General features: G+C 63.5%; 23 protein-coding genes. 15 read left to right on the top strand and 8 right to left on the bottom strand.

The annotated features are described in order from the left end of the window. Window positions 1-90 precede the first annotated feature (90 nt). Window positions 91-1410, top strand: coding sequence for an OprD family porin (locus ACT9T4_RS12000; protein ID WP_499117112.1), 1320 nt, complete (start codon window positions 91-93; stop codon window positions 1408-1410). 142 nt (window positions 1411-1552) lie between these two features. Here the strand turns inward: ACT9T4_RS12000 and ACT9T4_RS11995 are convergent, their stop codons facing one another. From ACT9T4_RS11995 to ACT9T4_RS11980, 4 genes are all read right to left on the bottom strand, one after another. Then, entirely contained in the window at window positions 1553-2230 is a 678-nt protein-coding gene (locus ACT9T4_RS11995; protein WP_042556757.1) for a hypothetical protein, read from the bottom strand. 80 nt (window positions 2231-2310) lie between these two features. Continuing rightward, window positions 2311-2517, bottom strand: coding sequence for a helix-turn-helix domain-containing protein (locus ACT9T4_RS11990; protein ID WP_042556756.1), 207 nt, complete (start codon window positions 2515-2517; stop codon window positions 2311-2313). 9 nt (window positions 2518-2526) lie between these two features. Continuing rightward, window positions 2527-3138 (bottom strand): hypothetical protein, encoded by a 612-nt coding sequence (locus ACT9T4_RS11985; protein ID WP_042556755.1) that lies wholly within the window; start codon window positions 3136-3138, stop codon window positions 2527-2529. Window positions 3139-3526: 388 nt separating this feature from the next. Continuing rightward, window positions 3527-4855: an MFS transporter gene (locus ACT9T4_RS11980; RefSeq protein WP_499117109.1), complete on the bottom strand. Its 1329-nt coding sequence runs from the start codon at window positions 4853-4855 to the stop codon at window positions 3527-3529. Between the two features lie 402 nt (window positions 4856-5257). On the opposite strand from ACT9T4_RS11980, the gene ACT9T4_RS11975 reads away from it, so the two are divergent. Together ACT9T4_RS11975 and ACT9T4_RS11970 are read left to right on the top strand one after the other, a co-directional pair. After that, complete coding sequence (locus ACT9T4_RS11975) at window positions 5258-6322, top strand: Rieske 2Fe-2S domain-containing protein (protein ID WP_499117107.1); 1065 nt, start codon at window positions 5258-5260, stop codon at window positions 6320-6322. A gap of 68 nt (window positions 6323-6390) precedes the next feature. Beyond that, entirely contained in the window at window positions 6391-7338 is a 948-nt protein-coding gene (locus ACT9T4_RS11970; RefSeq protein ID WP_499117105.1) for a PDR/VanB family oxidoreductase, read from the top strand. A gap of 302 nt (window positions 7339-7640) precedes the next feature. Here the strand turns inward: ACT9T4_RS11970 and ACT9T4_RS11965 are convergent, their stop codons facing one another. Genes ACT9T4_RS11965 through ACT9T4_RS11950 form a run of 4 tightly spaced genes read right to left on the bottom strand, consistent with a single transcriptional unit; the run spans window position 7641 to window position 10129 of the window. After that, window positions 7641-8102: a GNAT family N-acetyltransferase gene (locus tag ACT9T4_RS11965; protein ID WP_499117103.1), complete on the bottom strand. Its 462-nt coding sequence runs from the start codon at window positions 8100-8102 to the stop codon at window positions 7641-7643. Then, the gene (locus ACT9T4_RS11960) at window positions 8095-8808 is read right to left on the bottom strand and encodes a GntR family transcriptional regulator (RefSeq protein ID WP_179539253.1); all 714 of its coding nucleotides are present in this window, start codon (window positions 8806-8808) and stop codon (window positions 8095-8097) included. Before ACT9T4_RS11960 ends, ACT9T4_RS11965 begins: the two co-directional genes overlap by 8 nt. A 31-nt stretch (window positions 8809-8839) precedes the next feature. Then, window positions 8840-9226, bottom strand: a complete 387-nt coding sequence (locus tag ACT9T4_RS11955) for a DUF4345 domain-containing protein (RefSeq protein ID WP_042556813.1) — start codon at window positions 9224-9226, stop codon at window positions 8840-8842. A 36-nt stretch (window positions 9227-9262) separates the two neighbouring features. Further along, the gene (locus ACT9T4_RS11950; protein WP_042556749.1) at window positions 9263-10129 is read right to left on the bottom strand and encodes a helix-turn-helix domain-containing protein; all 867 of its coding nucleotides are present in this window, start codon (window positions 10127-10129) and stop codon (window positions 9263-9265) included. A gap of 144 nt (window positions 10130-10273) precedes the next feature. Here ACT9T4_RS11950 and pobA point away from each other — a divergent pair, with 144 nt between their 5' ends. From pobA to dctM, 12 genes are all read left to right on the top strand, one after another. Beyond that, window positions 10274-11458 carry a 4-hydroxybenzoate 3-monooxygenase gene (pobA, locus tag ACT9T4_RS11945; RefSeq protein ID WP_499117101.1) on the top strand — a complete coding sequence of 395 codons (1185 nt, stop codon included), beginning with the start codon at window positions 10274-10276 and terminating at the stop codon, window positions 11456-11458. A 54-nt stretch (window positions 11459-11512) separates the two neighbouring features. Continuing rightward, entirely contained in the window at window positions 11513-11947 is a 435-nt protein-coding gene (locus tag ACT9T4_RS11940; RefSeq protein ID WP_042556747.1) for a DUF411 domain-containing protein, read from the top strand. Window positions 11948-11963: 16 nt separating this feature from the next. Next, complete coding sequence (gene ypfJ, locus ACT9T4_RS11935) at window positions 11964-12827, top strand: KPN_02809 family neutral zinc metallopeptidase (protein WP_042556746.1); 864 nt, start codon at window positions 11964-11966, stop codon at window positions 12825-12827. A gap of 104 nt (window positions 12828-12931) precedes the next feature. Then, window positions 12932-13999: a dTDP-glucose 4,6-dehydratase gene (gene rfbB, locus ACT9T4_RS11930; protein ID WP_179539256.1), complete on the top strand. Its 1068-nt coding sequence runs from the start codon at window positions 12932-12934 to the stop codon at window positions 13997-13999. Beyond that, a complete protein-coding gene (gene rfbA / locus ACT9T4_RS11925; RefSeq protein ID WP_042556744.1) occupies window positions 13996-14865 on the top strand; it encodes a glucose-1-phosphate thymidylyltransferase RfbA in 870 nt (289 codons plus the stop codon). Before rfbB ends, rfbA begins: the two co-directional genes overlap by 4 nt. Further along, a complete protein-coding gene (gene rfbC / locus ACT9T4_RS11920; RefSeq protein ID WP_042556743.1) occupies window positions 14865-15410 on the top strand; it encodes a dTDP-4-dehydrorhamnose 3,5-epimerase in 546 nt (181 codons plus the stop codon). Before rfbA ends, rfbC begins: the two co-directional genes overlap by 1 nt. Continuing rightward, a complete protein-coding gene (rfbD, locus tag ACT9T4_RS11915; RefSeq protein ID WP_042556742.1) occupies window positions 15407-16276 on the top strand; it encodes a dTDP-4-dehydrorhamnose reductase in 870 nt (289 codons plus the stop codon). Before rfbC ends, rfbD begins: the two co-directional genes overlap by 4 nt. Before the next feature lie 127 nt (window positions 16277-16403). Next, complete coding sequence (locus tag ACT9T4_RS11910; RefSeq protein ID WP_179539259.1) at window positions 16404-18221, top strand: sensor histidine kinase; 1818 nt, start codon at window positions 16404-16406, stop codon at window positions 18219-18221. Then, window positions 18218-19603 carry a sigma-54-dependent transcriptional regulator gene (locus ACT9T4_RS11905; protein WP_042556741.1) on the top strand — a complete coding sequence of 462 codons (1386 nt, stop codon included), beginning with the start codon at window positions 18218-18220 and terminating at the stop codon, window positions 19601-19603. Before ACT9T4_RS11910 ends, ACT9T4_RS11905 begins: the two co-directional genes overlap by 4 nt. A gap of 342 nt (window positions 19604-19945) precedes the next feature. Next, a complete protein-coding gene (dctP, locus tag ACT9T4_RS11900) occupies window positions 19946-20941 on the top strand; it encodes a C4-dicarboxylate TRAP substrate-binding protein DctP (RefSeq protein WP_499117096.1) in 996 nt (331 codons plus the stop codon). 166 nt (window positions 20942-21107) lie between these two features. Beyond that, window positions 21108-21740: a TRAP transporter small permease gene (locus ACT9T4_RS11895; protein WP_179539260.1), complete on the top strand. Its 633-nt coding sequence runs from the start codon at window positions 21108-21110 to the stop codon at window positions 21738-21740. Continuing rightward, window positions 21737-23020 (top strand): C4-dicarboxylate TRAP transporter large permease protein DctM, encoded by a 1284-nt coding sequence (gene dctM / locus ACT9T4_RS11890; RefSeq protein ID WP_042555999.1) that lies wholly within the window; start codon window positions 21737-21739, stop codon window positions 23018-23020. Before ACT9T4_RS11895 ends, dctM begins: the two co-directional genes overlap by 4 nt. Window positions 23021-23267 lie beyond the last annotated feature (247 nt).

Below are 23267 nucleotides of genomic sequence, written 5' to 3'. Positions count from 1 at the left end.
CCCAGCAGGCACGCATTCCTGCACCGGCACAGGCCCCTCCGAGAGGCTGCCGCCACAACGCGCCAACAACAAGAATAAAAGGACAATGACATGCAGACCCATCGGGTGAATACCACCACGACTCCGCCTTCTATCCACTGGCGCTACGGCGTCCCTCTACTGGGCATTCTGTTGGCCCCCTGGGCACTGGCTGGCAACGCCGTGGCGCAAGGGTTCATCGAAGAAAGCACCGCCAAGCTGACCACACGCAACTACTACATGGACCGGGACTACAAGGATGACGGGGCAAAATCCGCGGCCCGCGAATGGGCCCAGGGCTTCATCCTGAAGATGGAATCGGGCTACACACCTGGCGAGATCGGCTTCGGCCTGGATGTTACCGGCCTGCTGGGCGTCAAGCTGGACTCCTCGCCTGAGCGCAGCGGCACCGAGCTGCTGCCGGTATCGGCCAGCACGGGCCGCGCGGCGGACGAATATTCACGCCTGGCGCCTACGGCCAAGGTACGCGCCGGCAAGAGCGTATTGAAAGTGGGCGATGTCTCGCCGTTCCTGCCCTCTATCGTCGCCAGTCCGGCCAGGCTGCTACCGCAGTCATTTCGCGGCGCGTATCTGCAGTCCATGGACGTCGACGACCTGACGCTGCACGCTGGCTATCTCGATCGCATCAACCGCCGCGACTCCAGCAACTACCAGGCGATGACGGTCGCCTCGCCGAACCGACGCTTCAACCCGACAGCCGAAAGCTCGCACGCGGTATTTTTCGGGGGCGACTATCAAGTCAGTCAACGCCTGAAACTGCGTGCCTACCACACCGAAGTCGCCGAACTGTATCGCCAGGAATACCTTGGTCTGCTGCACGAGCTGCCCGTTGGCCCCGGCGTATTGAGCACCGATCTACGCGCTTTCGACAGCGGCGAGGACGGCAGCGCCAGGGCCGGCAAGGTCGACAACCGCAACCTGGCGGCGCAATTCGCCTACGCCATCGACGGCCATCGTTTCACGCTGGGCTACATGCACCAGAGCGGCGACAGCTCCAAACCCTACATTTCCGGCACGGAGTCGATGGTGATCAGCGAAATGGCGATGAGCTCGGACTTCGTCAATCCGAAAGAACGCACCTGGCAGGCGATCTACGATCACGACTTCGCCACTGCCGGCATTCCAGGCCTGAAGACCCGCTTGCGCTATCTGCGTGGCGACAACATCGAACTGGTCGCCCTCGGCGGCAGCGACCTCAAGGAGCGGGAACTGCAGCTGGAAGTGGGCTACGTGATTCAAAGCGGCACCTTCAAGGGCGTCGGGCTCAAGGCACGTCACTCGATCTACCGCAATGATTTCCCCGCTGCCGCATCGTTTCGCGACGAGAACCAGACCCGCCTGCACATCGACTACACCCTGGCGCTCTGGTGACGGGCCTCGGCGAGAGCCAACTACCCGCGACGCGGCATGATTGGAGTCCATCATCACCAGGCCAGTCGGTGCTCGCGCATCGCTGGCCGTGGTGACCAATGATGCGCAGGATGCAGCGCTCATCCGAGACCGTGGGCCTGTGTTAGCAGCCGCGGCCTTCAGGCAACGCGACCGTTCGCTTCTGCTCGATACGTTCGTGGAAATTCAGGTACTGCAGGCCCTGCTGCACCAGAAAGGCTTCGACCTTGCCGTTCTGGCAGTTCTCGTTGTAGGCCGTAACCCGCAGCCGATACACGATTCGCCGCAGGTGCCGGTCCCAGGCCGTCAGGGTGAATGTCGAACGGGTGGTCTGACCGGTGCGCTCCGAAGTTCCCACCACGCCGTAGTGGCTTTGCGGTGTATGGGTACAGATGAGGCGTTTGTCCTTCTTCTTGCTCTTCCTGTCTTCCCGGCAGACGGTCGAGGTATGCGTCGTGACCTGCCCGTAATCGTTGGCGGTATAGCGGTAGCGGGTGCGCTTGCTGCCGACATCGAGGGTGAAGGTCAGGTCCGCCGCCGTGTCGACGGATGGACGGGTGCGATCGGTGAAGACATTGCGAAAGCCCTCCCCCTTCAATGCGCTGACCATGTCATGCAGGTAGTAGCGGGCATTGAGAGCATTTTCATCGTCACCGTCGGCGGTGGTCACCAGTACCGCGGCATTTCGGTCGAAAGGGTAATCGGGGTCGGGGGTCGCATTGATCGCCACATCCATTTTGCTGGCGCAGCCGCTGACCAGCGCGAGCAGACATAGCAGCGCGAAGAGTCTGTATCGATTCATGTAAGTGCCATTGCGCGACGAAGAGCCGTGCCTCGTGAGTCAGGCCCCCGGCATCGCAGGGCGCCGTGATTCGAGGCGGCTCAGTCTTTCTGATATTCCAGCAGGTCACCGGGCTGGCAATCCAGCGCGGCGCAAAGCTTGGCCAGCGTTTCCATCTTCATTCCCTTGACCTTGCCATTTTTCAGCAACGACAGATTCGCCTCGGTGATTCCCAGGGTGCTGGCGAGCTCCTTCGAGCGAATTTTGCGTTTGGCCATGACAACGTCAAGACGAATGATAATGGTCATTTCATTGTTCTATATGTATTGGCTCTGCTCGTCGCTGAGCACTTTGGCGTCGCGCATGATAGTGGAAAACGAACAGAGCAGTATGCCCTTGACCACCTCGGAAGCCGCGTAGGAAGACATGCCTGCCGAAACGTGAACGATGCGCTCTCCCGCGGGCAGATCGATGGACAGCGCCAGGCTCTGCAAGGTCAATGCGATGGGGAATGTGGCCGGAGAAATGATGCACAGCACGCCGATGATCCAGAGCATGCGTACGTTGCGGTCGGTCCAGGTTTCGCCTCTCGACAGGCGCAGGAAAAACACTCCGGTCAGCCACAGCATGTAGGCCACCAGCACCTGAGGCAGGGCATCGAGGACGATGATCAGTGCCGCACTCAGCGGTGAGAGCATCAGCCCGGGATTGATCCATACCTCGCCAGCGTCGGTGAAAGGATCGAGCAGCGGTGATACCCCATTGGCGAAGGCGCTGAGGATGACGGTGAGCATTCCATTCCTGTCACTGACCCAGATGGCGACATAGCTGATGAACTCGATCGCGCCCATGCCCCAAGCCAGCATGGCGGCGAGTATGCCGACCCAGCGCAACCGCTTCCGGGCCAGGCCAGTGATGTGGGTATTCATACGGGTATTTCCTTATGGGGAGGTAAGTGCGCGCCGATTATTAGAAATAAATTATCAAATTACAATAATTATATTCAAATAAAGCAGGCCACCCCATCCGCTCGGCACGGCTCACCACTCATGGAGAAGGATGAGACCAGACAGGTCTCGCGTCGCGCCGATCGATGATGCAGCCCTGCGCATGCCGGACGGCAAGCTCATCTGTCGATCGGTCGAGCAGCACGCTTCTGGCTGACACCAGCATGTCGGCCGATGAAACGAGGCAGAGAGGGCCGGAATCACCAGCCCCCTTCATCGCCAAAGCCGAGAAGCCTGGCCCAAGGCGGGCCAGCGAGGGTGTGGTGATAAAAGTGGTAGCGCGAGGCATGCGCCTCGCGCTGCACGATGATCACGCTTGCGCAGGCTTCAACCCGCCGGCTTTCTGCGCGGGCAGCAGGGTCAGCAACAGGAGTGCAGCCGCCACGAACACCAGCGCGAACCAGGTGTACAGCTGCAGAGGCTGCCAACCGCCATCGAGCATGAAACCAGCTACGGTCGGCGACAGGATCGCGCCACCTCGCCCGATACCGATGGCCCAACCCACCCCGGTGGCGCGCACCGAAGCGCCATAGATCAGCGGCGAGAGCGCGTACAGGCCGGCCACGCAGCCGTTGGAAAACAGGCCGATCAGCAGCCCCATGCACAGAGCGGCCGTGAACGACGAGCCGATGCTGGTGAACACCACCAGCATCACCGCGGTGATGAGCATGAACGACGCCAGCACCCGGGCCAGGGAGAAGCGTGCCGACAGCAGGCCGAGCAGCGCCGCACCGAAGATCCCGCCGATGCTCAGCAATACACCCCCCGTTACGCCCTGCTGCACCGACAGGCCGGAAGAGGTGAGCAGCTTGGGCGTCCAGCTCATGATGAAGTAGAAGCCGAACATCACCAGGAAGAACAGTAGCCAGATAAGGAAGGTACTGCGACGCTGCTCGGGGTCGAACAGGCGTGCGAATGATCCACCTCTGCCCTGCTCCCCCGCCGGCAACGGCGGCAGTGCTGCAAGGCTCGGCTGCCCCAGGCGAACCGCCAGCGCGTTGACCCGTACCAGCGCCTTCGCTGGCCGCTTGGACAGCAGGAAATCCAGGGATTCGGGCAGCCACAGCAGCACCAGCGGAATGGCCGCGAAGGTCATCAGGCCACCCGCGAAGAACACCGAACGCCAGCCCCATTGCGACAGCAACCATACCGCCAGCAGGCCGCCGAGGGTGGCGCCCAGCGCATAGCCGGTGGACTGCAGGCTGACCGCCAGACCACGCCAGCGCTTGCAGGCGTACTCGCTGGCGATCACGTTGCTGCTGGCCAGAATGCCGCCGATACCCAGACCCGTTAGGCCGCGCAGCAGCGCCAGCTGAGTGGGCGTCTGGCTCAGAGACGACAGCAGCATACCGGTGCCGGAAACCACCAGACACAGCAGGATCAGCGGGCGCCGGCCAATACGATCCGCCCAGGGCGCGATGAACAGCGAACCGGCCGCCATGCCAAGCAGACCGGCACTGAGCAGCAGGCCGATCTCGGCACCACTGAGCTGCCACTCCGCCGCCACCGACGACGCCGTGAAGGCCATTACCAGCACATCGAAGCCATCGATCATGTTGAGGACGATGCACACCCCAATGGCGACCCACTGAAAGCCGCGCATCGGCCCCTGGTCGACGACCTGCCTGAGATCGCTCATTGCGCACCTCCCGCATCGAAGGTGGAGAACGCGAGCGGGTGACGTGCGGGTGCAGGCGAGCGGAGGCTGCTCACGGCAGCGACGTCCAGAAAGGAGAAAGGATGGTTCATCAGCGCAAACCCTTGATTATTTTTATGGGGAACAGCTGAACAGCAAACTCGCAGAAATGGATCCAAATCTCAATCCATGGAAACTGCCTGAAAAAGCCCTTGGACGGCTCTGAATCGATGCGATGCCCGAAAACCGGGTACCCGGTACCCGGCCTACTTGGCTGACCTGAATATTACGTTCGATGATCGGACAGTTTGTTTTGTTAACTATTTTTCTGAACGGCCATTGACATTAGGCTGTTTAAAAATCAACCATTGGATCCAATAACACCAACAAGAATAGAGGTCACTCATGTACCCGAAAAACGCCTGGTATGTCGCATGCACCCCTGACGAGATCGCCGAAAAGCCCCTCGGCCGGCAGATCTGCGGAGAAAAGATCGTCTTTTATCGAGGCGCCGATGCGCAGGTCGTGGCACTCGAAGATTTCTGCCCGCACCGCGGAGCGCCGCTGTCGCTCGGCTATGTGGAGAACGGCAACCTGATCTGCGGCTATCACGGCCTGGAGATGGGCTGCGAAGGCAAGACCGTGGCAATGCCTGGCCAGCGCGTTCGTGGCTTCCCGGGCATCCGCCGTTTCGCTGCAGTGGAGCGCCACGGTTTCATCTGGGTGTGGACGGGCGATCAGGAACTGGCCGATCCGGCCACCATTCACCACCTGGAATGGGCGCAAAACCCAGAGTGGGCATATGGCGGCGGCCTGTTTCACATCAACTGCGATTACCGCCTGATGATCGACAACCTGATGGACCTGACCCACGAGACCTACGTGCACGCGTCGAGCATCGGCCAGAAGGAAATCGACGAGGCCCCACCCGTCACCAAGGTGGGCGGCGATGAAGTGATCACCAGCCGCCATATGGAAAACATCATGGCCCCGCCTTTCTGGCGCATGGCGCTGCGTGGCAATGGCCTGGCCGAGGATGTACCGGTGGACCGCTGGCAGATCTGCCGCTTCAGCCCGCCCAGCCACGTGATGATCGAAGTCGGTGTGGCTCATGCCGGCCATGGCGGCTACGAGGCACCCACGGAGGTCAAGGCGGCCAGCGTGGTGGTGGACTTCATCACCCCAGAGAGCGATACCTCGATCTGGTACTTCTGGGGCATGGCACGCAGCTTCAAGCCCGAGGACCAGGCCCTCACCGACAGCATTCGCGAAGGGCAGGGCAAGATCTTCAGCGAAGACTTGGAGATGCTCGAACTGCAGCAGCGCAACCTGCTCTGGCAGCCCGAGCGCCAGTTGCTCAAGCTCAATATCGACGCCGGCGGCGTGCAGTCGCGGCGCATCATCGAACGCCTGATCAACGAGGAACAGGCCAGCGCCGCCCAGAAGATCGACGTCCGCCAGGTCGGCTGAGACCTCGTCCGCCCGTAGCGCTCGCCACCGATGTGGGGAGCGGAGCGAATTTTCGTGAGAGAACCATCATGATCGACGTCGTCGTCAAATCCATCGAGCAGCAGGCCCAGAACATTCTCAGCTTCGACCTGGCCCGTGAAGATGATGCCCCCCTGCCGGCCTTCAGCGCGGGTGCTCACATCGACGTACACCTTCCCGATGGGCTGATTCGCCAGTACTCGCTGTGCAACCATCCTGAAGAGCGTCATCGCTACCAGATCGCCGTATTGCAAAGCGCCGAGTCCCGCGGTGGATCCAGAGCCATGCATGGCTTGCAGCAAGGTGTCAGGCTGAGCATCAGCGAGCCGCGCAATCTGTTCCCGCTGCAGCACGATGCCAGCCGTCACCTGCTGATGGCTGGCGGCATCGGCATTACCCCGATCCTCTGCATGGCCGAACGCTTGAGCCATACCGGCGCCGACTTCACCCTGCACTACTTCGCTCGCTCGGCGCAGCAGGCCGCCTTCGTCGAACGCTTGCGGCAATCGCCGTTCGCCGACCGCGTGCACCTGCACTTCGATGAAGGCGACCCCGGTAAACGCCCGGATAGCGCAGCGCTGATCGGCACGCCGCAGGCGACAACCCATCTGTACGTGTGCGGCCCCGGCGGCTTCATGGAGCATGTGCTCGACAGCGCCCGCAACCTGGGCTGGGCAGGCGACAACCTGCACCGCGAATACTTCAGCGCCGAAACCGATGACCAGCCTCAGGAGGGCTTCGAGATTCAGTTGGCCAGCAGCGGCGATGTGCTGCAGGTACCGGAAGGGATCAGTGTGGTGGAGGTGCTGCGTGGCATCGGCGTGGAGATTCCGGTGTCCTGCGAGCAAGGCATCTGCGGCACCTGTCTGACCCGCGTCCTGGAAGGTGAGCCGGACCATCGTGACCTGTTCCTCACCGAGGACGAACAGGCCGCCAACGACCAGTTCACGCCCTGCTGCTCACGCTCGAAGAGCGCGCGGCTGGTGCTAGATATCTGATCCCTGCCGCCAGCGATGGTGGGCTGAAGCCCACCCTACAGCCCGAGCCTTCGGCAGGGTGGGCTTCAACCCACCAAATCGAATCCACGGCCTGAGCCCACGGTAGGGTGGGCTTCAGCCCACCAAGTCGAATCCACGGCCTGAGCCCTCGGCAGGGTGGGCTTCAACCCACCAAATCGAATCCACGGCCTGAGCCCTCGGCAGGGTGGGCTTCAACCCACCAAATCGAATCCACGGCCTGAGCTCACGGTAGGGTGGGCTTCAGCCCACCAAGTCGAATCTCCGACAGCGTGCTGGGGCGATCAGCCATCACCGATCGGGCGGGCCATCACCAGGGTTCGCTCGTCACCTTCGACGACTTCACGTACCACGCTGTAACCGAGGGCCGAGTAGAAGCCCACGGCCGTCAGCGAAGCCGGCACCAGCAGTCGCTGAACGCCGGCATCACGCGCCACGCTTTCGACATGGTTCATCAGCGCCTTGCCCAGACCACGGCCCTGCATCTCGGGCAACACGAACACTGACCTGACCACATCGTCCGCCAGGCTCGCAGTGGCCACCACTCGGGCCTCATCGAGCGCTACGAATACCTGCCGCGAGGCCATCAGTGCACGCACGCCAGCGACGTCGAAATTATCCACCACCCGGTCGATCACTTCGGGTGGATAATCCTCGGCATTACTGAGCCGCAGGGTCTCCACGATCACCCGACTCAGCGCTTCGGCATCACCCTCGAGTGCGCGGCGAATGCAGGGTTCAGCCATGCCGCAACACGGTCATCGCCGTCTCGCTCGAATCCCCCAGTTGCACCGTACGGGCGTAACGCAGCGTGGCGTTGGCGTGCTCGCGCATGATGCCTTCGGCGCGGGCGCCCTGGCCGTTGATCAGCGCGTCGTAGACGGCGTGATGCTGCATATGGGCGAAGCTGAAGCGCCGGTATTCGCGCGGCATGTCGTTGCCATCCACCGCCAGGGAACTGACCGAAGCGAACGGCAGATGGTCGTTGCGCGAGAGGGCCACGGCGATGGCACTGTTGCCGCTGGCTTCGATGATCGCCTGGTGAAAGCGTTTGTTGAGGTCGTGGTAGATCTCCAGCTCCTCCATCACCACATGGCCTTTCTCGAACAGGCGATCGCCTTCCACCAGGCAGGCATGCAGACGGCTACGAATGGCTTCGGACAGGCCTCGCTCGGCCGCCTGGCGCGCCGCCAGCCCCTCCAGCACGCCGCGGACCTCCACGGCGCCCGCGATATCGTCGTCGGTCACCGCGCGTACCGTGTAACCGCGGCCAGGCGCCTTGCAGAGCAAACCCTCCTGTTCGAGCGTGCGAAAGGCGATGCGCACGGGCGTACGGGAAACCTGCAACCGTTCGGCGGTAGGGATCTCGGCGATACGCTCGCCGGCCACCAGCTCGCCAGACGCGATCATCTGCCGCAACGCTGCCAGTACTCGCTGTCCGGATTTGTACATCACGCCCTCGCCCCCCTCGTAGGAAGCCCCATCATACCGCTCGCCAGCGCTGCAGTGCCCAGCCTGCCAGAGCGGCTGACACCACCTCGAATAGCGCGGCCCAGAGATTGAACGTCTGCTGCGCGCCGCCATCGAGCCACAGGCCGGCGATGCGCCCCAGCGCCAGGCTGGCGTAGACGACCAGCAGCAGGATCAGCGCCGGTCGGGTGAGGTCGCGCAGCCACAGCCCCAGGCCGAGAAAAACCGCCACGCCGATTTGCAGGGTGCCGTAATAGGCCCGCACATCGGTCACCGCAGCGGCCTCCATCAGCAGCATGCCGCTGACCGCGCCCATCTCCTGAGGGCGCAGGAAATACGCCACGCCGAATCCGGCGAGCACGAGAATCTGCACAGCGAGAAAAATACGGGCGAACAACATGGCATGACCCTCCAAGGTCAGTTGAGCATAGGCCACTCAACGCTGCTGCCGAAAGGCGCTGGGCGTCTGGCCGGTCAGGCGCTTGAAGAAGCGCGAGAAATACGCGGGCTCGGAAAACTGCAGGGCGTCGGCGATCTGGCTGAGGGTCATCGACGAATACACCAGCAGGCGCTTGGCTTCCAGCAGTTGGCGTTGATGCACCAGGGCCTGGGCGCTCTGCCCGGCGTAACGACGGGTCATGCTGTTGAGGTGCGCCGTGGTGATGCCGAGGCGCCTGGCGTACTCCTCGATCGACAGTTGCTCACGGAAATGCAGCTCCACCAAGCGTGTGAAGGCGGTCAGATGCTGCTCACCGCGCGCCGGCCGATCAGCGGCCTGGCGCACCAGCACCTGGCGCCCTAGCCAGACCGCCAGCACGCCGACCAGCGACTGCAGCAGCAGGTTGCGTGCCGGTGCGCTCTGCCCGTACTCGCCGTCGATGGCGTCGAACAGGCTATCCAGATAGCCCTGATCGCCGCCCGCCGGATACAGCGCGGGTGCGCTGAAAACCGGATGCTGCGCGCCGAGATGCACCTCCAGTTGCGCTACCAGTGGCGCGGCCAGCGTCAGCACGTAGCCGTCCACGTCATCGGAAAACTGGAAACCATGCACGCACAGCGGCGGCAAGACCTGCAGCGCGGCCTCTTCGATACGCGACTGCACGCCCTCCACCTCGATCAGCGCCCAGCCACGGCGCAGATACAGCAGTTGCAGCAGATCCGGATGGCGATGGGGCTCGATCACCCAGTCATGCAGGCGGCTGCGTTTGGGAATCGACTCGCAGTGCAGCAGGTCGGGGGTCGGCCACTCCAGCGCATCGCCATACAGTTTGAATGCCGGCACGGCGATCTGCTGCTGGCTCATGGCGCCCTCCTCGAAGAAATGGCCGATAGGCGAACGGAGTTTATGAAAGTCCAAGTAAACGACGTGAATTTGCCTTATCCGCCGGCCAAGTCCAATCAAAAATACAAGCACAAAGGGTCCAAACAACAATATCGAGGACAACCCATGAAAACCTCCGTCGCCATTATCGGAGCCGGTCCATCCGGCCTGCTGCTCGGCCAGTTACTGCACGAGGCGGGCATCGACACCGTCATTCTCGAACGGCAAACGCCCGACTACGTGCTCGGCCGCATACGCGCCGGGGTGCTCGAACAGGGCATGGTGGATCTGCTGCGCGAAGCTGGCGTGGGCGCACGCATGGATCGAGAGGGGCTGGTGCATGACGGTTTCGAGCTGGCCTTCGACGGCCGTCGCGAACGCATCGATCTCAAGGGCCTGAGCGGCGGCAAGACGGTGATGATCTACGGCCAGACCGAAGTCACCCGCGACCTGATGGACGCCCGTGCAGCCAGCGGCGCAACCACTCACTACGAAGTCAGCGACGTGCGCCTGCACGACCTGAAGGACGGTTCGCCCCACGTCACCTACCGCAAGGATGGCATCGAGCAGCGCCTCGACTGCGACTACATCGCCGGCTGCGACGGCTTTCATGGCGTGTCGCGGCAATCGATTCCCGCCGAAACCCTGCAGGTGTTCGAGCGGGTCTATCCGTTCGGCTGGCTTGGCGTCCTCGCCGACACCCCGCCGGTGGCCGAGGAGCTGATCTACGCCAGCCACCCGCGCGGCTTCGCCCTGTGCAGCATGCGCTCGGCGACGCGCACCCGCTACTACGTGCAGGTGGGGCTCGAGGAGCAGGTGGAGGACTGGTCGGACGAGCGTTTCTGGGACGAGCTCAGAGCGCGTCTGCCAGGCGAAACCGCGGCCAATCTGGTGACAGGCCCGTCCATCGAGAAAAGCATCGCCCCGCTGCGCAGCTTCGTCGTCGAGCCCATGCAGTATGGTCGCCTGTTCTTGCTCGGCGACGCGGCGCACATCGTGCCGCCGACCGGTGCCAAGGGCCTCAACCTGGCCGCCAGCGATGTCAACACGCTGTACCGCATCCTGCTCAAGGTTTACCGCGAAGGCCGTACCGAGCTGCTCGAACGCTACTCGGCGATCTGCCTGCGGCGAGTCTGGAAGGCCGAGCGGTTTTCCTGGTGGATGACCGGGCTGCTGCACAATTTTCCGGATACCGACGCCTTCACCGTGCGCATGCGCCAGACCGAACTGGATTACTTCGTCGGCTCCGAGGCGGGCCGCACCAGCATCGCCGAGAATTACGTGGGGTTGCCCTACGAAGCCATCGAATGAGGTAAATGCATCGTCGCGGCGCTATGCTCGTGCAACCCAATCGAGGATTCCAGCATGCGCCCACTGCTTCTGCTGGCCGGCCTGTTCGCCGGCATAGCCCAGGCCGCCGAGCCACCGACCATCGACGTCCACCGCGATGCCAACTGCGGTTGCTGCAAGGGCTGGATCAGCCATCTGCAGGCCAACGGCTTCCAGGTCAACGACCATGTCGAGACCGACATGCATAGGGTCAAACAGCGCCTCGGCGTGCCCGAGCACCTGGGCTCCTGTCACACCGCTGTGATCGACGGCAAATTCGTCGAGGGCCATGTCCCGGCGGCGGACATCCTCACCCTGCGCCAGCGCCCGGATCTGCTCGGCATCGCCGCACCTGGAATGCCCACCGGCTCGCCGGGCATGGAGCGCGGCGACATCCGCGATGCCTACCAGGTCATCGGCCTGGACGCACGAGGCGAGGAAAGCGTGGTCAGTAGCTACCCGGGCAACTGATTGAAAGGACAATGCCATGCGCTGGAAACGAGCACGACGCAGTGACAACGTGGTGGATGCCCGCGGCAGCGGTGGGTCGCGCTTTGGCGGTGGCCGCGGCCTGGGCCTGGGCGGTATCGCCATCGTCGTGGTGGTCGGCCTGCTGATGGGCCAGGATCCGTTACAGATTCTCGGCCAACTGGCTGGCCAGTCGGGCGGCTATTCCACCAGCCAGACGGAGCAGCCAGCGGCGGATGACGAACAGTCGCAATTCGTGCGGGCGGTTCTCGGCGATACCGAAGACACCTGGCGCGCTATCTTCCAGTCCGCCAATCGCCAGTATCAGGACCCGACGCTGGTGCTGTTCGATGGCGGTGTGAACTCCGCTTGCGGCTTCGCCAGTTCGGCGGTGGGCCCCTTCTATTGCCCGGGCGACAAGCAGGTCTATCTGGACCTGAGCTTCTTCCGCGATCTGGAGCAGCGCTACGGCGCGGCTGGCGACTTCGCCCAGGCCTATGTGATCGCTCACGAGGTCGGCCACCACGTGCAGACCCTGCTGGGCGTCTCCGCCAAGGTCAACGCGGCGCGCCAGCGCGGCGAGAATCTGGAGGGTGCCAACGGTCTGCTGGTTCGCCAGGAGCTGCAGGCAGACTGCCTGGCAGGTATCTGGGCACACCATGCGCAGCGGCGCCTGGACTGGCTCGAACCCGGCGACCTGGAGGAAGCCCTGAACGCCGCCAACGCCATCGGCGATGACCGCCTGCAGCAACAGGCCCGTGGCAGGGTGGTGCCGGACTCCTTCACCCACGGCACGTCGGAGCAGCGCGTGCGCTGGTTCACCACCGGTTTCGAGGGTGGCCAGGTCAGTGCCTGCGACACCTTTTCCAGCGCGCGGCTGTAAACCGCCAGCCGCACCCGGCTCACGGAAGCGGCCGGGGCTTGCCCGCTGTACGCAAAACCTGCCGGGCAGGCATACTTCACACTTTTACCGTCGGGCTATCTTCAATGCGCATTCTCGTCACCGGCGGCGCGGGCTTCATCGGCTCCGCGCTGATTCGCCACCTGATCAACGATACCGATCATGAGGTGCTCAATCTCGACAAGCTGACCTACGCCGGCAATCTGGAATCCCTCCAGCAGGTCGAGAACGACCCGCGCTACCGCTTCGTGCAGGCGGACATCGGCGATCAGGCCGCAGTGGCCGATGCCCTGCAGCACTTTCAGCCGGACGCCATCATGCACCTGGCTGCCGAGTCCCACGTCGACCGTTCCATCGACGGCCCGGCGGCGTTCATCCAGACCAACATCGTCGGTACCTACGCCCTGCTCGAGGCTACCCGCGCCTACTGGCTGGGGCTGGACGAACAGCGCCGTCAGGCATTCCGCTTCCACCACATTTCCACCGACGAGGTGTACGGCGACCTGCACGGCGTCGACGATCTGTTCACCGAGCAGACGCCCTACGCCCCCAGCTCGCCCTACTCGGCCAGCAAGGCCGCCTCGGACCATCTGGTGCGCGCCTGGCAGCGCACCTATGGCTTGCCGGTGCTGCTGACCAACTGCTCGAACAACTACGGCCCGTATCACTTCCCGGAGAAGCTGATCCCGTTGGTCATCCTCAATGCCCTGGATGGCAAACCGCTGCCGGTATATGGCAACGGCCAGCAGGTGCGCGACTGGCTGTTCGTCGAGGATCACGCCCGGGCCCTGCTGCAAGTGGTCAGCCGCGGCGCGGTTGGCGAGACCTACAACATCGGCGGCCACAACGAGCAGAAGAACCTCGACGTGGTGCATGCCATCTGCGACCTGCTCGACGAGCTTCAGCCGCGCGCGGCGGGCTCCTACCGCGAGCAGATCACCTTCGTCACCGACCGCCCCGGTCATGACCTGCGCTACGCCATCGACGCCAGCAAGATCGAACGCGAGCTGGGCTGGACACCGCAAGAGACCTTCCCCAGCGGCCTGCGCAAGACCGTGCGCTGGTACCTGGACAACCTCGACTGGTGCCGCCGCGTACAGGACGGCAGCTATCAGCGTGAGCGGCTCGGCGCCCCCAAGGAGCAACAACAGTGAAAGGCATCATTCTCGCCGGAGGCTCCGGCACCCGTCTGCACCCGATCACCCTGGGCGTGTCCAAGCAGTTGCTGCCGATCTACGACAAGCCGATGATCTACTACCCGCTGTCGGTGCTGATGCTGGCCGGCATCCGCGAGATCCTGATCATTTCCACGCCCCATGACCTGCCGCAGTTCCAGAAGATGCTTGGCGACGGCAGCCAGTTCGGCCTGCAACTGAGCTACGCCGAACAGCCCGAGCCGGATGGCCTGGCACGCGCTTTCATCATTGGCGAGTCGTTCATCGGTGACGACTCGGTGTGCCTGATCCTTGGCGACAATATCTTCCATGGTCAGCACTTCACCGAGAAACTGCTGCGTGCCGCCGCAGCGGACAAGGGCGCCACCGTGTTCGGCTACTGGGTCCGCGATCCCGAGCGCTTCGGCGTGGTCGAGTTCGATGCCCAGGGCCAGGCCATTTCCATCGAGGAAAAACCGGCGCAACCGCGCTCTCAGTATGCGGTGACCGGGCTGTACTTCTACGACAACGACGTGATCGAGATCGCCAAGGCGGTGAAACCCTCGGCACGTGGCGAACTGGAAATCACCGACGTCAACAACGCTTACCTGCAGCGCGGCGATCTGCGCGTGGAACGCCTCGGCCGTGGCTTCGCCTGGCTCGACACCGGCACCCACGACAGCCTGCTGGAAGCCTCGCAATACGTGCAAACCATCGAGCACCGCCAGGGTCTGAAGGTCGCCTGCCTGGAAGAAATCGCCTATGGGCAGGACTGGATCGATCGTGACCGCCTGCTGCAACAGGCCAAGGCGTTCGGCAAAACCGGCTATGGCCAGTACCTGTTCGGGCTGGCCGAGGACAATTGATGCAAGTCATCCAAACCGAAATCCCCGATGTACTCATTCTGCAACCCAAGGTGTTCGGTGATGAGCGGGGCTTCTTCTTCGAGAGTTTCAATGCCCAGGCCTTCACCGAAGCGACCGGCCTGAACCCCACCTTCGTGCAGGACAACCATTCCCGCTCGCAGCGCGGGGTGTTGCGCGGCCTGCACTATCAGGTGCAACAGGCCCAGGGCAAGCTGGTGCGCGTCAGCGCAGGCGAGGTCTATGACGTCGCCGTTGACCTGCGTCGCCAGTCGCCAACCTTCGGCCAGTGGGTCGGTGCCTACCTTTCCGCGGACAACAAGCGCCAGATGTGGGTGCCGGAAGGCTTCGCCCATGGTTTTCTGGTGCTCAGCGAATTCGCCGAATTCCTCTACAAGACCACCGATTACTACGCCCCGGCCCACGAGCGCTGCATCCGCTGGGACGATCCCAAGCTGGCCATCGACTGGCAACTGCAAGGCGATCCCAAACTCTCGGCGAAGGATCAGCAGGGCCTGAGCTTCGACGACGCCGAGCTGTTTCCATGAAGATCCTTCTGCTCGGCCAGCACGGCCAGGTCAGCCGCGAGCTGCAATTGCTGCTTGGTCAGCATCACGAACTCATCGTGCTGGGCAGAGAGCAACTCGACCTTGCCGATACCGGGCGCGTTCGTGACGCCGTACGCCACCTGCGCCCCGAACTGATCGTCAATGCCGCCGCACACACCGCGGTCGATGCGGCAGAAAGCGAGCCGGACGCGGCCTTCGCGATCAATGCCAGCGCTCCCGGTGTACTCGCCGAGGAAGCGGCCGACCTCGACGTGCCGCTGATCCACTACTCCACCGATTACGTGTTCGATGGCAGCAACCCCGCTGCCTACCACGAGCAGGACACGCCCAATCCGCTGGGCGTCTACGGGCGCAGCAAGCTGGCCGGCGAGCAGGCCATCGCCGCGGTCGGTGGCAAGCACCTGATCCTGCGAACCAGCTGGGTGTATTCCCTGCACGGACGCAACTTCCTGTTGACCATGCAGCGCCTGCTGCAGGATCGAGCGCAGCTCAGCGTAGTGGCCGATCAGGTTGGTGCACCGACCTGGGCAGGCAGCATCGCAGCGGCCACCGCTCAGTTGATCGAGCGCTGGCAAACGCAGCAGACCAATGCCTGGGGTCTCTATCACTTCACCGCGCGCGGCGAGACCTCCTGGTTCGGTTTCGCCGAAGCCATCGCCGCACAGTTGCAGGCCCAAGGCAGATCCGTCGCGCAGCTGGCGCCGATTGCCACCACGGACTACCCGACACCCGCGCAGCGCCCCCTCAATTCGCGCCTGGACGGTACTCGTCTGGAGCAGGACTGGGGCGTACGCCTGCCGGACTGGCAGGACGGCCTGCTGGAATGCCTGAACAGCCCGCGCTGACGCCACTGCGCCGCCTGGGTTGAGCGCAGCGATACACGGCTCTTGCCAAGCATCGCAGGCTCGACCCGGGCTACCCGGCTGAAAGCTTATGCGCTCATAATGCCCGGGTCTTCCCGGCGCCTACTTCATGAACACGATTCCCACCACCATGCCCAAACGCCCACGCTGGCGCAGCCTGGCCCTGCTGGCGCTGCTGCTGGCGCCGTTGCTGTGGCCGCTGCAGCACCTCGCCGAGCGTTACTACCGCGCCGAACTGACCGAGCAGAATCGTCAGACCCTCGACCTGTATGTGGCCAACCTGCTGGGCACCTTGCGCCGTTATGAGGTACTGCCACCGATTCTTGGCGACTTGCCAGGCCTGCGTACCGTCCTCGCGACGCCGGCAGACGAAGCGGCCCAGGCCGCGGCCAATCAGCTGCTCAAACGGGTTCGCCAGCAGACTGGTGCCGACGTGATCTACCTGATGAACCCCGCCGGGGAAACCCTGGCTGCCTCCAACTGGGATCAGCAGGACACCTTCGTGCGTGGCAACTTCGCCTTCCGGCCCTACTTCCAGGAAGCCCTGGCTGGCCGCCTGGGACGCTTCTTCGGTCTTGGCACGACTTCCGGCAAGCGTGGCTACTACTTCGCCTCCGCCGTTTACGATGGCAACCAGAAGATTGGCGTGATGGTGATCAAGGTCGACCTCGACCACACCGAGAGCCTGTGGGGCAATACCCCGGAACAGCTACTGGTGACCGACGGCAATGGCGTGGTGATACTCACGTCGCGACCGGACTGGCGGTTTCACGCCAGCCGTCCGCTGGACAAGGCCGAGCGCGCCTCCATCGCCGCCATCCAGCCGTATCCGACCCAATCGCCACCGCCCCTGCACCTCGATGCCGATGTCTGGCTGACCCAGAGCAGGGTGCTCGACGAGACCGGCTGGAGCGTCAGCATTCTAGCCCCCCGCGTGGTGCTCGATCGCTCGGTACGCACCGTGGTGGCCATCGGTGGTGGCGCCCTGCTGGTGCTGATTCTGCTCCTCGGCCTGATGATGCAGCGACGCCGTCACTACCTCGACCGCATCGCCCTGAGCACCCGGGCCCGTCAGGAACTGGAGCAGCGCGTGCAGGAGCGAACCCAGGATCTTGAGCGCCTCAACAGCCGTCTGAAGCAGGAAGTACTGGAGCGCGAGCAGGCTCAGCAGGAACTGGTACAGGCCCAGGACGAACTGGTGCAAGCCAGCAAGCTGACGGCCCTTGGCACCATGAGTGCCAGCATCAGCCACGAACTCAATCAACCACTGGCAGCCATCCGCAGCTACGCGGAGAACGCCGGGGTACTGCTCGACCACGAACGCACCGAAGACGCTCGCGGCAACCTCAAGCTGATCAGCCAGCTCACCGAGCGCATGGCCTCGATCATCGCTCACCTGCGGGCCTTCGCCCGGCGCGATCGCCATGCCCCGGAAAGCGTGGCCCTGCAACCGGCCATCGACGATGCCCTGGCGCTACTGGCCAAGCGCCGTCGTGCCATGGACGTGGAGCTTATCCGCGACCTGCCCGATGCCACGCTCTGGGTCCAGGCCGGCGAAACCCGCCTGCGTCAGGTGCTCAGCAACCTGCTGGCCAATGCCCTCGATGCCCTCGGCGAACGGGCACAACCGCGACGTATCTGGATCAGCACCGAGCTGCACGACAACCTGGTCGAGCTGCACCTGCGCGACAACGGTCCGGGCTTTTCCGAGACGGCCCTGGCCCACGCCCGGGAACCCTTCTTCACCACCAAGACCAGCGCCCAGGGCCTCGGTCTCGGCCTGGCGATCTGCGACACCCTGATGCGCGCCCTGGGTGGCGAGCTGCTATTCAGCAACCACCCCAAAGGGGGGGCTCACCTGATCCTGCGCCTGCACAGCGCCGAAAACGGCGTGAACATCCAGCCGCCAGAGGACTTCGCCGTATGACCATCATCGACGCCCGTACCCAGGTTCTACTGATCGACGACGACCCGCACCTGCGCCAGGCCCTCAGCCAGACCCTCGACCTGGCCGGCCTCAAGGTCACCACCCTGGCCGATGCCAAGGGCCTCGCCGAGCGTATCGACCGCGACTGGCCCGGCGTGGTGGTCAGCGATATCCGCATGCCCGGCGTCGACGGCCTGCAACTGCTCAAGCAACTGCACGAACAGGACCCTGAGCTACCGGTTCTACTGATCACCGGCCATGGCGACGTGCCCCTGGCCGTACAGGCCATGCGCGCCGGTGCCTACGACTTCCTGGAGAAGCCCTTCGCCAGCGAAGACCTGCTGGAAAGCGTGCGCCGCGCCCTGGCCCTGCGGCGCCTGGTGCTGGACAACCGCAGCCTGCGTCTGGCCCTCGCCGACCGCCAGCAACTGTCCGCTCGCCTGGTCGGTCACTCGCCCGCGATCCAGCGCCTGCGCGAGCAGATCGGCTCCCTCGCGGGGATCAGCACCGATGTGCTGATCCTCGGTGAAACCGGTGCCGGCAAGGAAGTGGTGGCGCGTGCGCTGCACGATCTGTCGAGCCGACGTGACGGGCCATTCGTGGCCATCAACGCTGGCGCGTTAGCCGAGTCGGTGGTGGAAAGCGAGTTGTTCGGCCACGAGCCTGGTGCCTTCACCGGCGCGCAGAAACGCCGCATCGGCAAATTCGAGTTCGCCAACGGCGGCACCCTGTTCCTCGACGAGATCGAGAGCATGAGCCTGGAGGTGCAGGTCAAGCTGCTGCGCCTGCTGCAGGAGCGTGTGGTCGAGCGCCTCGGTGGCAACCAGTTGATCCCCCTGGATATCCGTGTGATCGCGGCCACCAAGGAAGACCTGCGCACCGCCGCCGATCAGGGCCGCTTCCGCGCTGACCTGTATTACCGGCTGAACGTCGCGCCGCTGCGTATTCCGCCACTTCGCGAACGTGGCGAAGACATCCTCGTGTTGTTCCAGCACTTCGCCAACAACGCCAGCACCCGCCATGGCCTGACCCAGCGCGAACTGCAGCCTGGCCAACGTGCCCTGCTGCTGCGTCATCCCTGGCCAGGCAACGTGCGGGAACTGCAGAACGCTGGCGAGCGTTTCGCGCTGGGGCTGGACCTTGGGCTGGAACTGTCCCATGACAGCCCGCTGCACAACGCCCCCCTGTCCGGAAGCCTGAGCGAGCAGGTCGAGGCCTTCGAGCGCGCGCTGATCGCCGCTGAGCTGACCCGCAATCACGGCTCGCTGCGCAGCCTGGCAGAGGCCCTGGGGGTGCCACGCAAGACGCTGCACGACAAACTGCGCAAGCACGGGCTGAACTTCGCGGATGCTGGCGGAAGCTCGCCAGAGGACATCGAGTAAACAAGCGGATTATTGCCGACTCTTTCAGCGTCCTCGCCGCTCCCTCCGCAAACCGCCAGCCGCAAGGGCTGGCGTCATCAGCTCGTCAAATCAAGCACCCCATGCCGGGCAAGGCTTTGCGCCCTGCGCAAAGCTGTCCTGCGTGTTTTCGCCACACCCTGGCACAGCGCTTGCTCTAGTCCGATCCAGCGAAAAACAAGTACAAGTCCAGGCCAATCGCTGCCAACCGATGCTGCCGTCTCCACGGCAATCCTCGACTTGCCCTTGTTCGCTCGTTTCAGCGCCCCCATCGAGGGTGCGCCATCCAACAACAAGACAGGCAATAACAAGAGGAAGCATCCCATGTTCAATTTCACTGCCAAGGCGCTGGTCTGCGCCCTGTCGCTGAGCATCGCAGGCCTGGCCCAGGCTGCCGATCCAATCTCCATCAAGTTCGCCCACGTGGTTGCCGAGCACACCCCGAAAGGCCAGGGCGCGCTGCTGTTCAAGAAGCTCGTCGACGAGCGTCTGGACGGCAAGGTGACCGTGCAGGTGTACCCGAACTCCTCGCTGTTCGGCGACGGCAAGGAAATGGAAGCGCTGCTACTCGGTGACGTACAGATCATCGCCCCGTCCCTGGCCAAGTTCGAGCATTACACCAAGCAGATCCAGATCTTCGACCTGCCGTTCCTGTTCAACGACATCAGCGCCGTCGATCGTTTCCAGCAAAGCCCTGAAGGCAAATCCCTGCTGACCAGCATGGAGAGCAAAGGCATCACCGGCCTGGGTTACTGGCACAACGGCATGAAGCAGCTGTCGGCCAACAAGAAACTGGTCGAGCCGAAAGATGCCCGTGGTCTGAAATTCCGCGTACAGGCTTCCGCCGTGCTCGACGAGCAGTTCAAGGCCCTGCGCGCCGCGCCGCGCAAGATGAGCTTCGCCGAGGTCTATCAAGGCCTGCAGACTGGCGTGGTCAACGGTGCCGAGAACCCCTACTCGAACATCTACAGCCAGAAGATGCACGAAGTGCAGAAGTTCATCACCGAGTCCGACCACGGCGTGCTGGACTACATGGTGATCACCAACACCAAGTTCTGGGACGGCCTGCCGGAAGACATCCGCACCGAGCTGACCGCGATCCTGGCCGAGGTCACCGTCGAGGTGAACAAGCAGGCCGAAGCGCTGAACCAGAAAGACAAGCAGCGCATCCTCGATGCCGGCACCACCGAAATCGTCACCCTGACGCCCGAGCAGCGCGAACTGTGGCGTGAAGCCATGCGTCCGGTGTGGAAGAAGTTCGAAGGCGAGATCGGTGCCGATCTGATCAAGGCTGCCGAAGCCGCCAACCAGGCCAACTGAGGCCGCCCGGCTCCGCATCCTGGAGCCATCCGGTGGCGACTCCTGAACGGGGTCGTCACCCGCTTTGCCGATATCGACACCCGATGGCTGCAGCGCCGCTGCCGAGCCCCGGGTGCCGCTGTCTCTTACGTCGCCTCGCGACCGCTCTTATACACGGAGATAACCCATGCACGCTGTCGCTCGTGTCTGGAACCAAGCCGAAGAGGTGATGGTGGCATTCCTGCTTGCAGGCATGACCCTGGTCACCTTCTCGTACGTGGTATTCAACAACCTCTACGGCGTTTTCTACGCCCTGGGTGATTCCCTGCCGTTCGCCAACGATGCGATGTTCAGCATTGGCGACGGCATCCTTTATGTCGCCCAGGAAATGACCTGGAGCGTGGCCCTGACCAAGGCCATGTTCGGCTGGCTGATCTTCGTCGGTCTGGCCTGGGGCGTGCGCATCGGTGCGCACATCGGCGTCGACCTGCTGGTGCGCATGTTCAAGCCAGCCCTGCAGAAAACCGTGGCGATCATCGCCTTGATCATCTGCCTGGCGTATTGCGCGCTGATGGCCTACTCCAGCGAGCAGTGGGTAGCGGTGCTGTTCAACATCGGCACCGGTGCCGAGGACCTGGACCGCTTCGGCGTCCAGCAGTGGCACATCGTGATGATCGTGCCGATTGGCTTCTCTCTCATGTTCCTGCGTTTCGCCCAGGTATTGGTGCGGGTGATCCAGGACAAGCAGATTGGTTTTGGTGGTCACGGCGAAGTCGAAGACGCCATCAAACTCGCCGAAGAGACGGAGGCTAAACGATGACCATCGCATTTCTGTTCGTCGCCCTGTTCGCGCTGATGTTCATCGGCATTCCGGTGGCGATTTCCCTGGGTTTGTCCGGGGCCATGACCATCCTGTTCTTCAGCAACGACTCGGTGCGTTCGCTGGCGATCAAGCTGTTCGAGACCAGCGAGCACTACACGCTGCTGGCGATTCCGTTCTTCCTGCTGTCGGGTGCGTTCATGACCAGCGGCGGCGTGGCCCGTCGGCTGATCGATTTCGCCAACGCCTGCGTCGGCCATATCAAGGGTGGCCTGGCCATCGCCGCGATCCTGGCGTGCATGCTGTTCGCCGCGCTGAGCGGCTCGTCGCCGGCCACGGTGGCGGCGGTCGGTTCGATCGTCATCGCCGGCATGGTGCGCTCGGGCTACAAGAAGGAGTTCGCCGCCGGTATCGTCTGTAACGCCGGTACCCTGGGCATCCTGATTCCGCCGTCGATCGTCATGGTGGTCTACGCCACGGCGACCGAGACCTCGGTGGGCAAGCTGTTCATGGCCGGCGTGGTGCCGGGGCTGCTGCTGGGCGTGTTCCTGATGATCACCATTTACATCATCGCCCGGGTGAAGAACATGCCGTCGCTGCCGCGGGCGTCGATGAGCGAGATCCTCACTGCCGGGCGCAAGGCCGGCTGGGGGCTGGCGCTGATCGTGATCATCCTCGGCGGCATCTACTCGGGCATGTTCACGCCGACCGAGGCCGCTGCGGTGGCGGCGGTGTACGCGGCCTTCGTGGCGATCTTCATCTACAAGGACATGACCGTTCGCGAGTGCCCGAAGGTGTTCGTCGAGGCCGGCAAGCTGAGCGTGGTGCTGATGTTCATCATCGCCAACGCCATGCTGTTCGCCCACGTGCTGACCACCGAGCAGATCCCGCAGTCGATCACGGCCTGGGTCGTCGACCAGGGCTTCAGCCCGATCGAGTTCCTGATCGTGGTGAACATCGTGCTGCTGATCGCCGGCACCTTCATGGAGCCGTCGGCGATCATCCTGATCCTGGCGCCGATCCTGTTCCCGATCGCCATGCAGCTGGGCATCGATCCGATCCACCTGGGCATCATCATGGTGGTGAACATGGAGATCGGCCTGATCACGCCGCCCACGGGTCTGAACCTGTTCGTCACCTCGGCGGTCACCGGCATGCCGCTGACTCGCGTGGTGCGCGCGGTATCGCCGTGGCTGCTGGTGATGCTGGCGTTCCTGATCCTGGTGACCTACGTGCCGTTCATCTCGCTGGGGCTGCCGAACTGGCTGGGCATGAACTGACGCTTAGCGCGTAAAAACGAGAGCCCGGCCATAGTGCCGGGCTTCTTCGTTATGGCGATGCGCATCCGGTTCGTGCCGCCGCCCGCGATAACGGGTAACCTTGTATCAAGTCGTGACTTGTGGGTCATGGATCGCGTCACCATAGGCACCCGAATAGCCGTCATGGCGCCTTTCCGTCGAGAAATGCGCGCCTCGCCTCGATCCGCTGACCCGGTATGCGCCTGTTCCGCATGCCGATCTAATTAGT

This window comes from Pseudomonas sp. SZ40 (assembly GCF_052958135.1).
Note: the sequence above shows the minus strand (reverse complement) of the source record. Positions and strands in the feature narration are given on the sequence as shown.

Excerpts from the sequence above, each read along its gene's own strand:
- ACT9T4_RS11985 (WP_042556755.1), bottom strand. The coding sequence starts at position 3,138 with ATGAATACCCACATCACTGGCCTGGCCCGGAAGCGGTTGCGCTGGGTC.
- ACT9T4_RS11975 (WP_499117107.1), top strand. The coding sequence starts at position 5,258 with ATGTACCCGAAAAACGCCTGGTATGTCGCATGCACCCCTGACGAGATC.
- rfbB (WP_179539256.1), top strand. The coding sequence starts at position 12,932 with ATGCGCATTCTCGTCACCGGCGGCGCGGGCTTCATCGGCTCCGCGCTG.
- ACT9T4_RS11970 (WP_499117105.1), top strand. The coding sequence starts at position 6,391 with ATGATCGACGTCGTCGTCAAATCCATCGAGCAGCAGGCCCAGAACATT.
- ACT9T4_RS11910 (WP_179539259.1), top strand. The coding sequence starts at position 16,404 with ATGAACACGATTCCCACCACCATGCCCAAACGCCCACGCTGGCGCAGC.
- ACT9T4_RS11895 (WP_179539260.1), top strand. The coding sequence starts at position 21,108 with ATGCACGCTGTCGCTCGTGTCTGGAACCAAGCCGAAGAGGTGATGGTG.
- pobA (WP_499117101.1), top strand. The coding sequence starts at position 10,274 with ATGAAAACCTCCGTCGCCATTATCGGAGCCGGTCCATCCGGCCTGCTG.
- ypfJ (WP_042556746.1), top strand. The coding sequence starts at position 11,964 with ATGCGCTGGAAACGAGCACGACGCAGTGACAACGTGGTGGATGCCCGC.
- ACT9T4_RS11990 (WP_042556756.1), bottom strand. The coding sequence starts at position 2,517 with ATGACCATTATCATTCGTCTTGACGTTGTCATGGCCAAACGCAAAATT.
- rfbD (WP_042556742.1), top strand. The coding sequence starts at position 15,407 with ATGAAGATCCTTCTGCTCGGCCAGCACGGCCAGGTCAGCCGCGAGCTG.
- ACT9T4_RS11905 (WP_042556741.1), top strand. The coding sequence starts at position 18,218 with ATGACCATCATCGACGCCCGTACCCAGGTTCTACTGATCGACGACGAC.
- rfbC (WP_042556743.1), top strand. The coding sequence starts at position 14,865 with ATGCAAGTCATCCAAACCGAAATCCCCGATGTACTCATTCTGCAACCC.
- dctP (WP_499117096.1), top strand. The coding sequence starts at position 19,946 with ATGTTCAATTTCACTGCCAAGGCGCTGGTCTGCGCCCTGTCGCTGAGC.
- ACT9T4_RS11950 (WP_042556749.1), bottom strand. The coding sequence starts at position 10,129 with ATGAGCCAGCAGCAGATCGCCGTGCCGGCATTCAAACTGTATGGCGAT.
- ACT9T4_RS11965 (WP_499117103.1), bottom strand. The coding sequence starts at position 8,102 with ATGGCTGAACCCTGCATTCGCCGCGCACTCGAGGGTGATGCCGAAGCG.
- ACT9T4_RS11955 (WP_042556813.1), bottom strand. The coding sequence starts at position 9,226 with ATGTTGTTCGCCCGTATTTTTCTCGCTGTGCAGATTCTCGTGCTCGCC.
- ACT9T4_RS11960 (WP_179539253.1), bottom strand. The coding sequence starts at position 8,808 with ATGTACAAATCCGGACAGCGAGTACTGGCAGCGTTGCGGCAGATGATC.
- ACT9T4_RS12000 (WP_499117112.1), top strand. The coding sequence starts at position 91 with ATGCAGACCCATCGGGTGAATACCACCACGACTCCGCCTTCTATCCAC.
- ACT9T4_RS11940 (WP_042556747.1), top strand. The coding sequence starts at position 11,513 with ATGCGCCCACTGCTTCTGCTGGCCGGCCTGTTCGCCGGCATAGCCCAG.
- ACT9T4_RS11995 (WP_042556757.1), bottom strand. The coding sequence starts at position 2,230 with ATGAATCGATACAGACTCTTCGCGCTGCTATGTCTGCTCGCGCTGGTC.
- ACT9T4_RS11980 (WP_499117109.1), bottom strand. The coding sequence starts at position 4,855 with ATGAGCGATCTCAGGCAGGTCGTCGACCAGGGGCCGATGCGCGGCTTT.
- dctM (WP_042555999.1), top strand. The coding sequence starts at position 21,737 with ATGACCATCGCATTTCTGTTCGTCGCCCTGTTCGCGCTGATGTTCATC.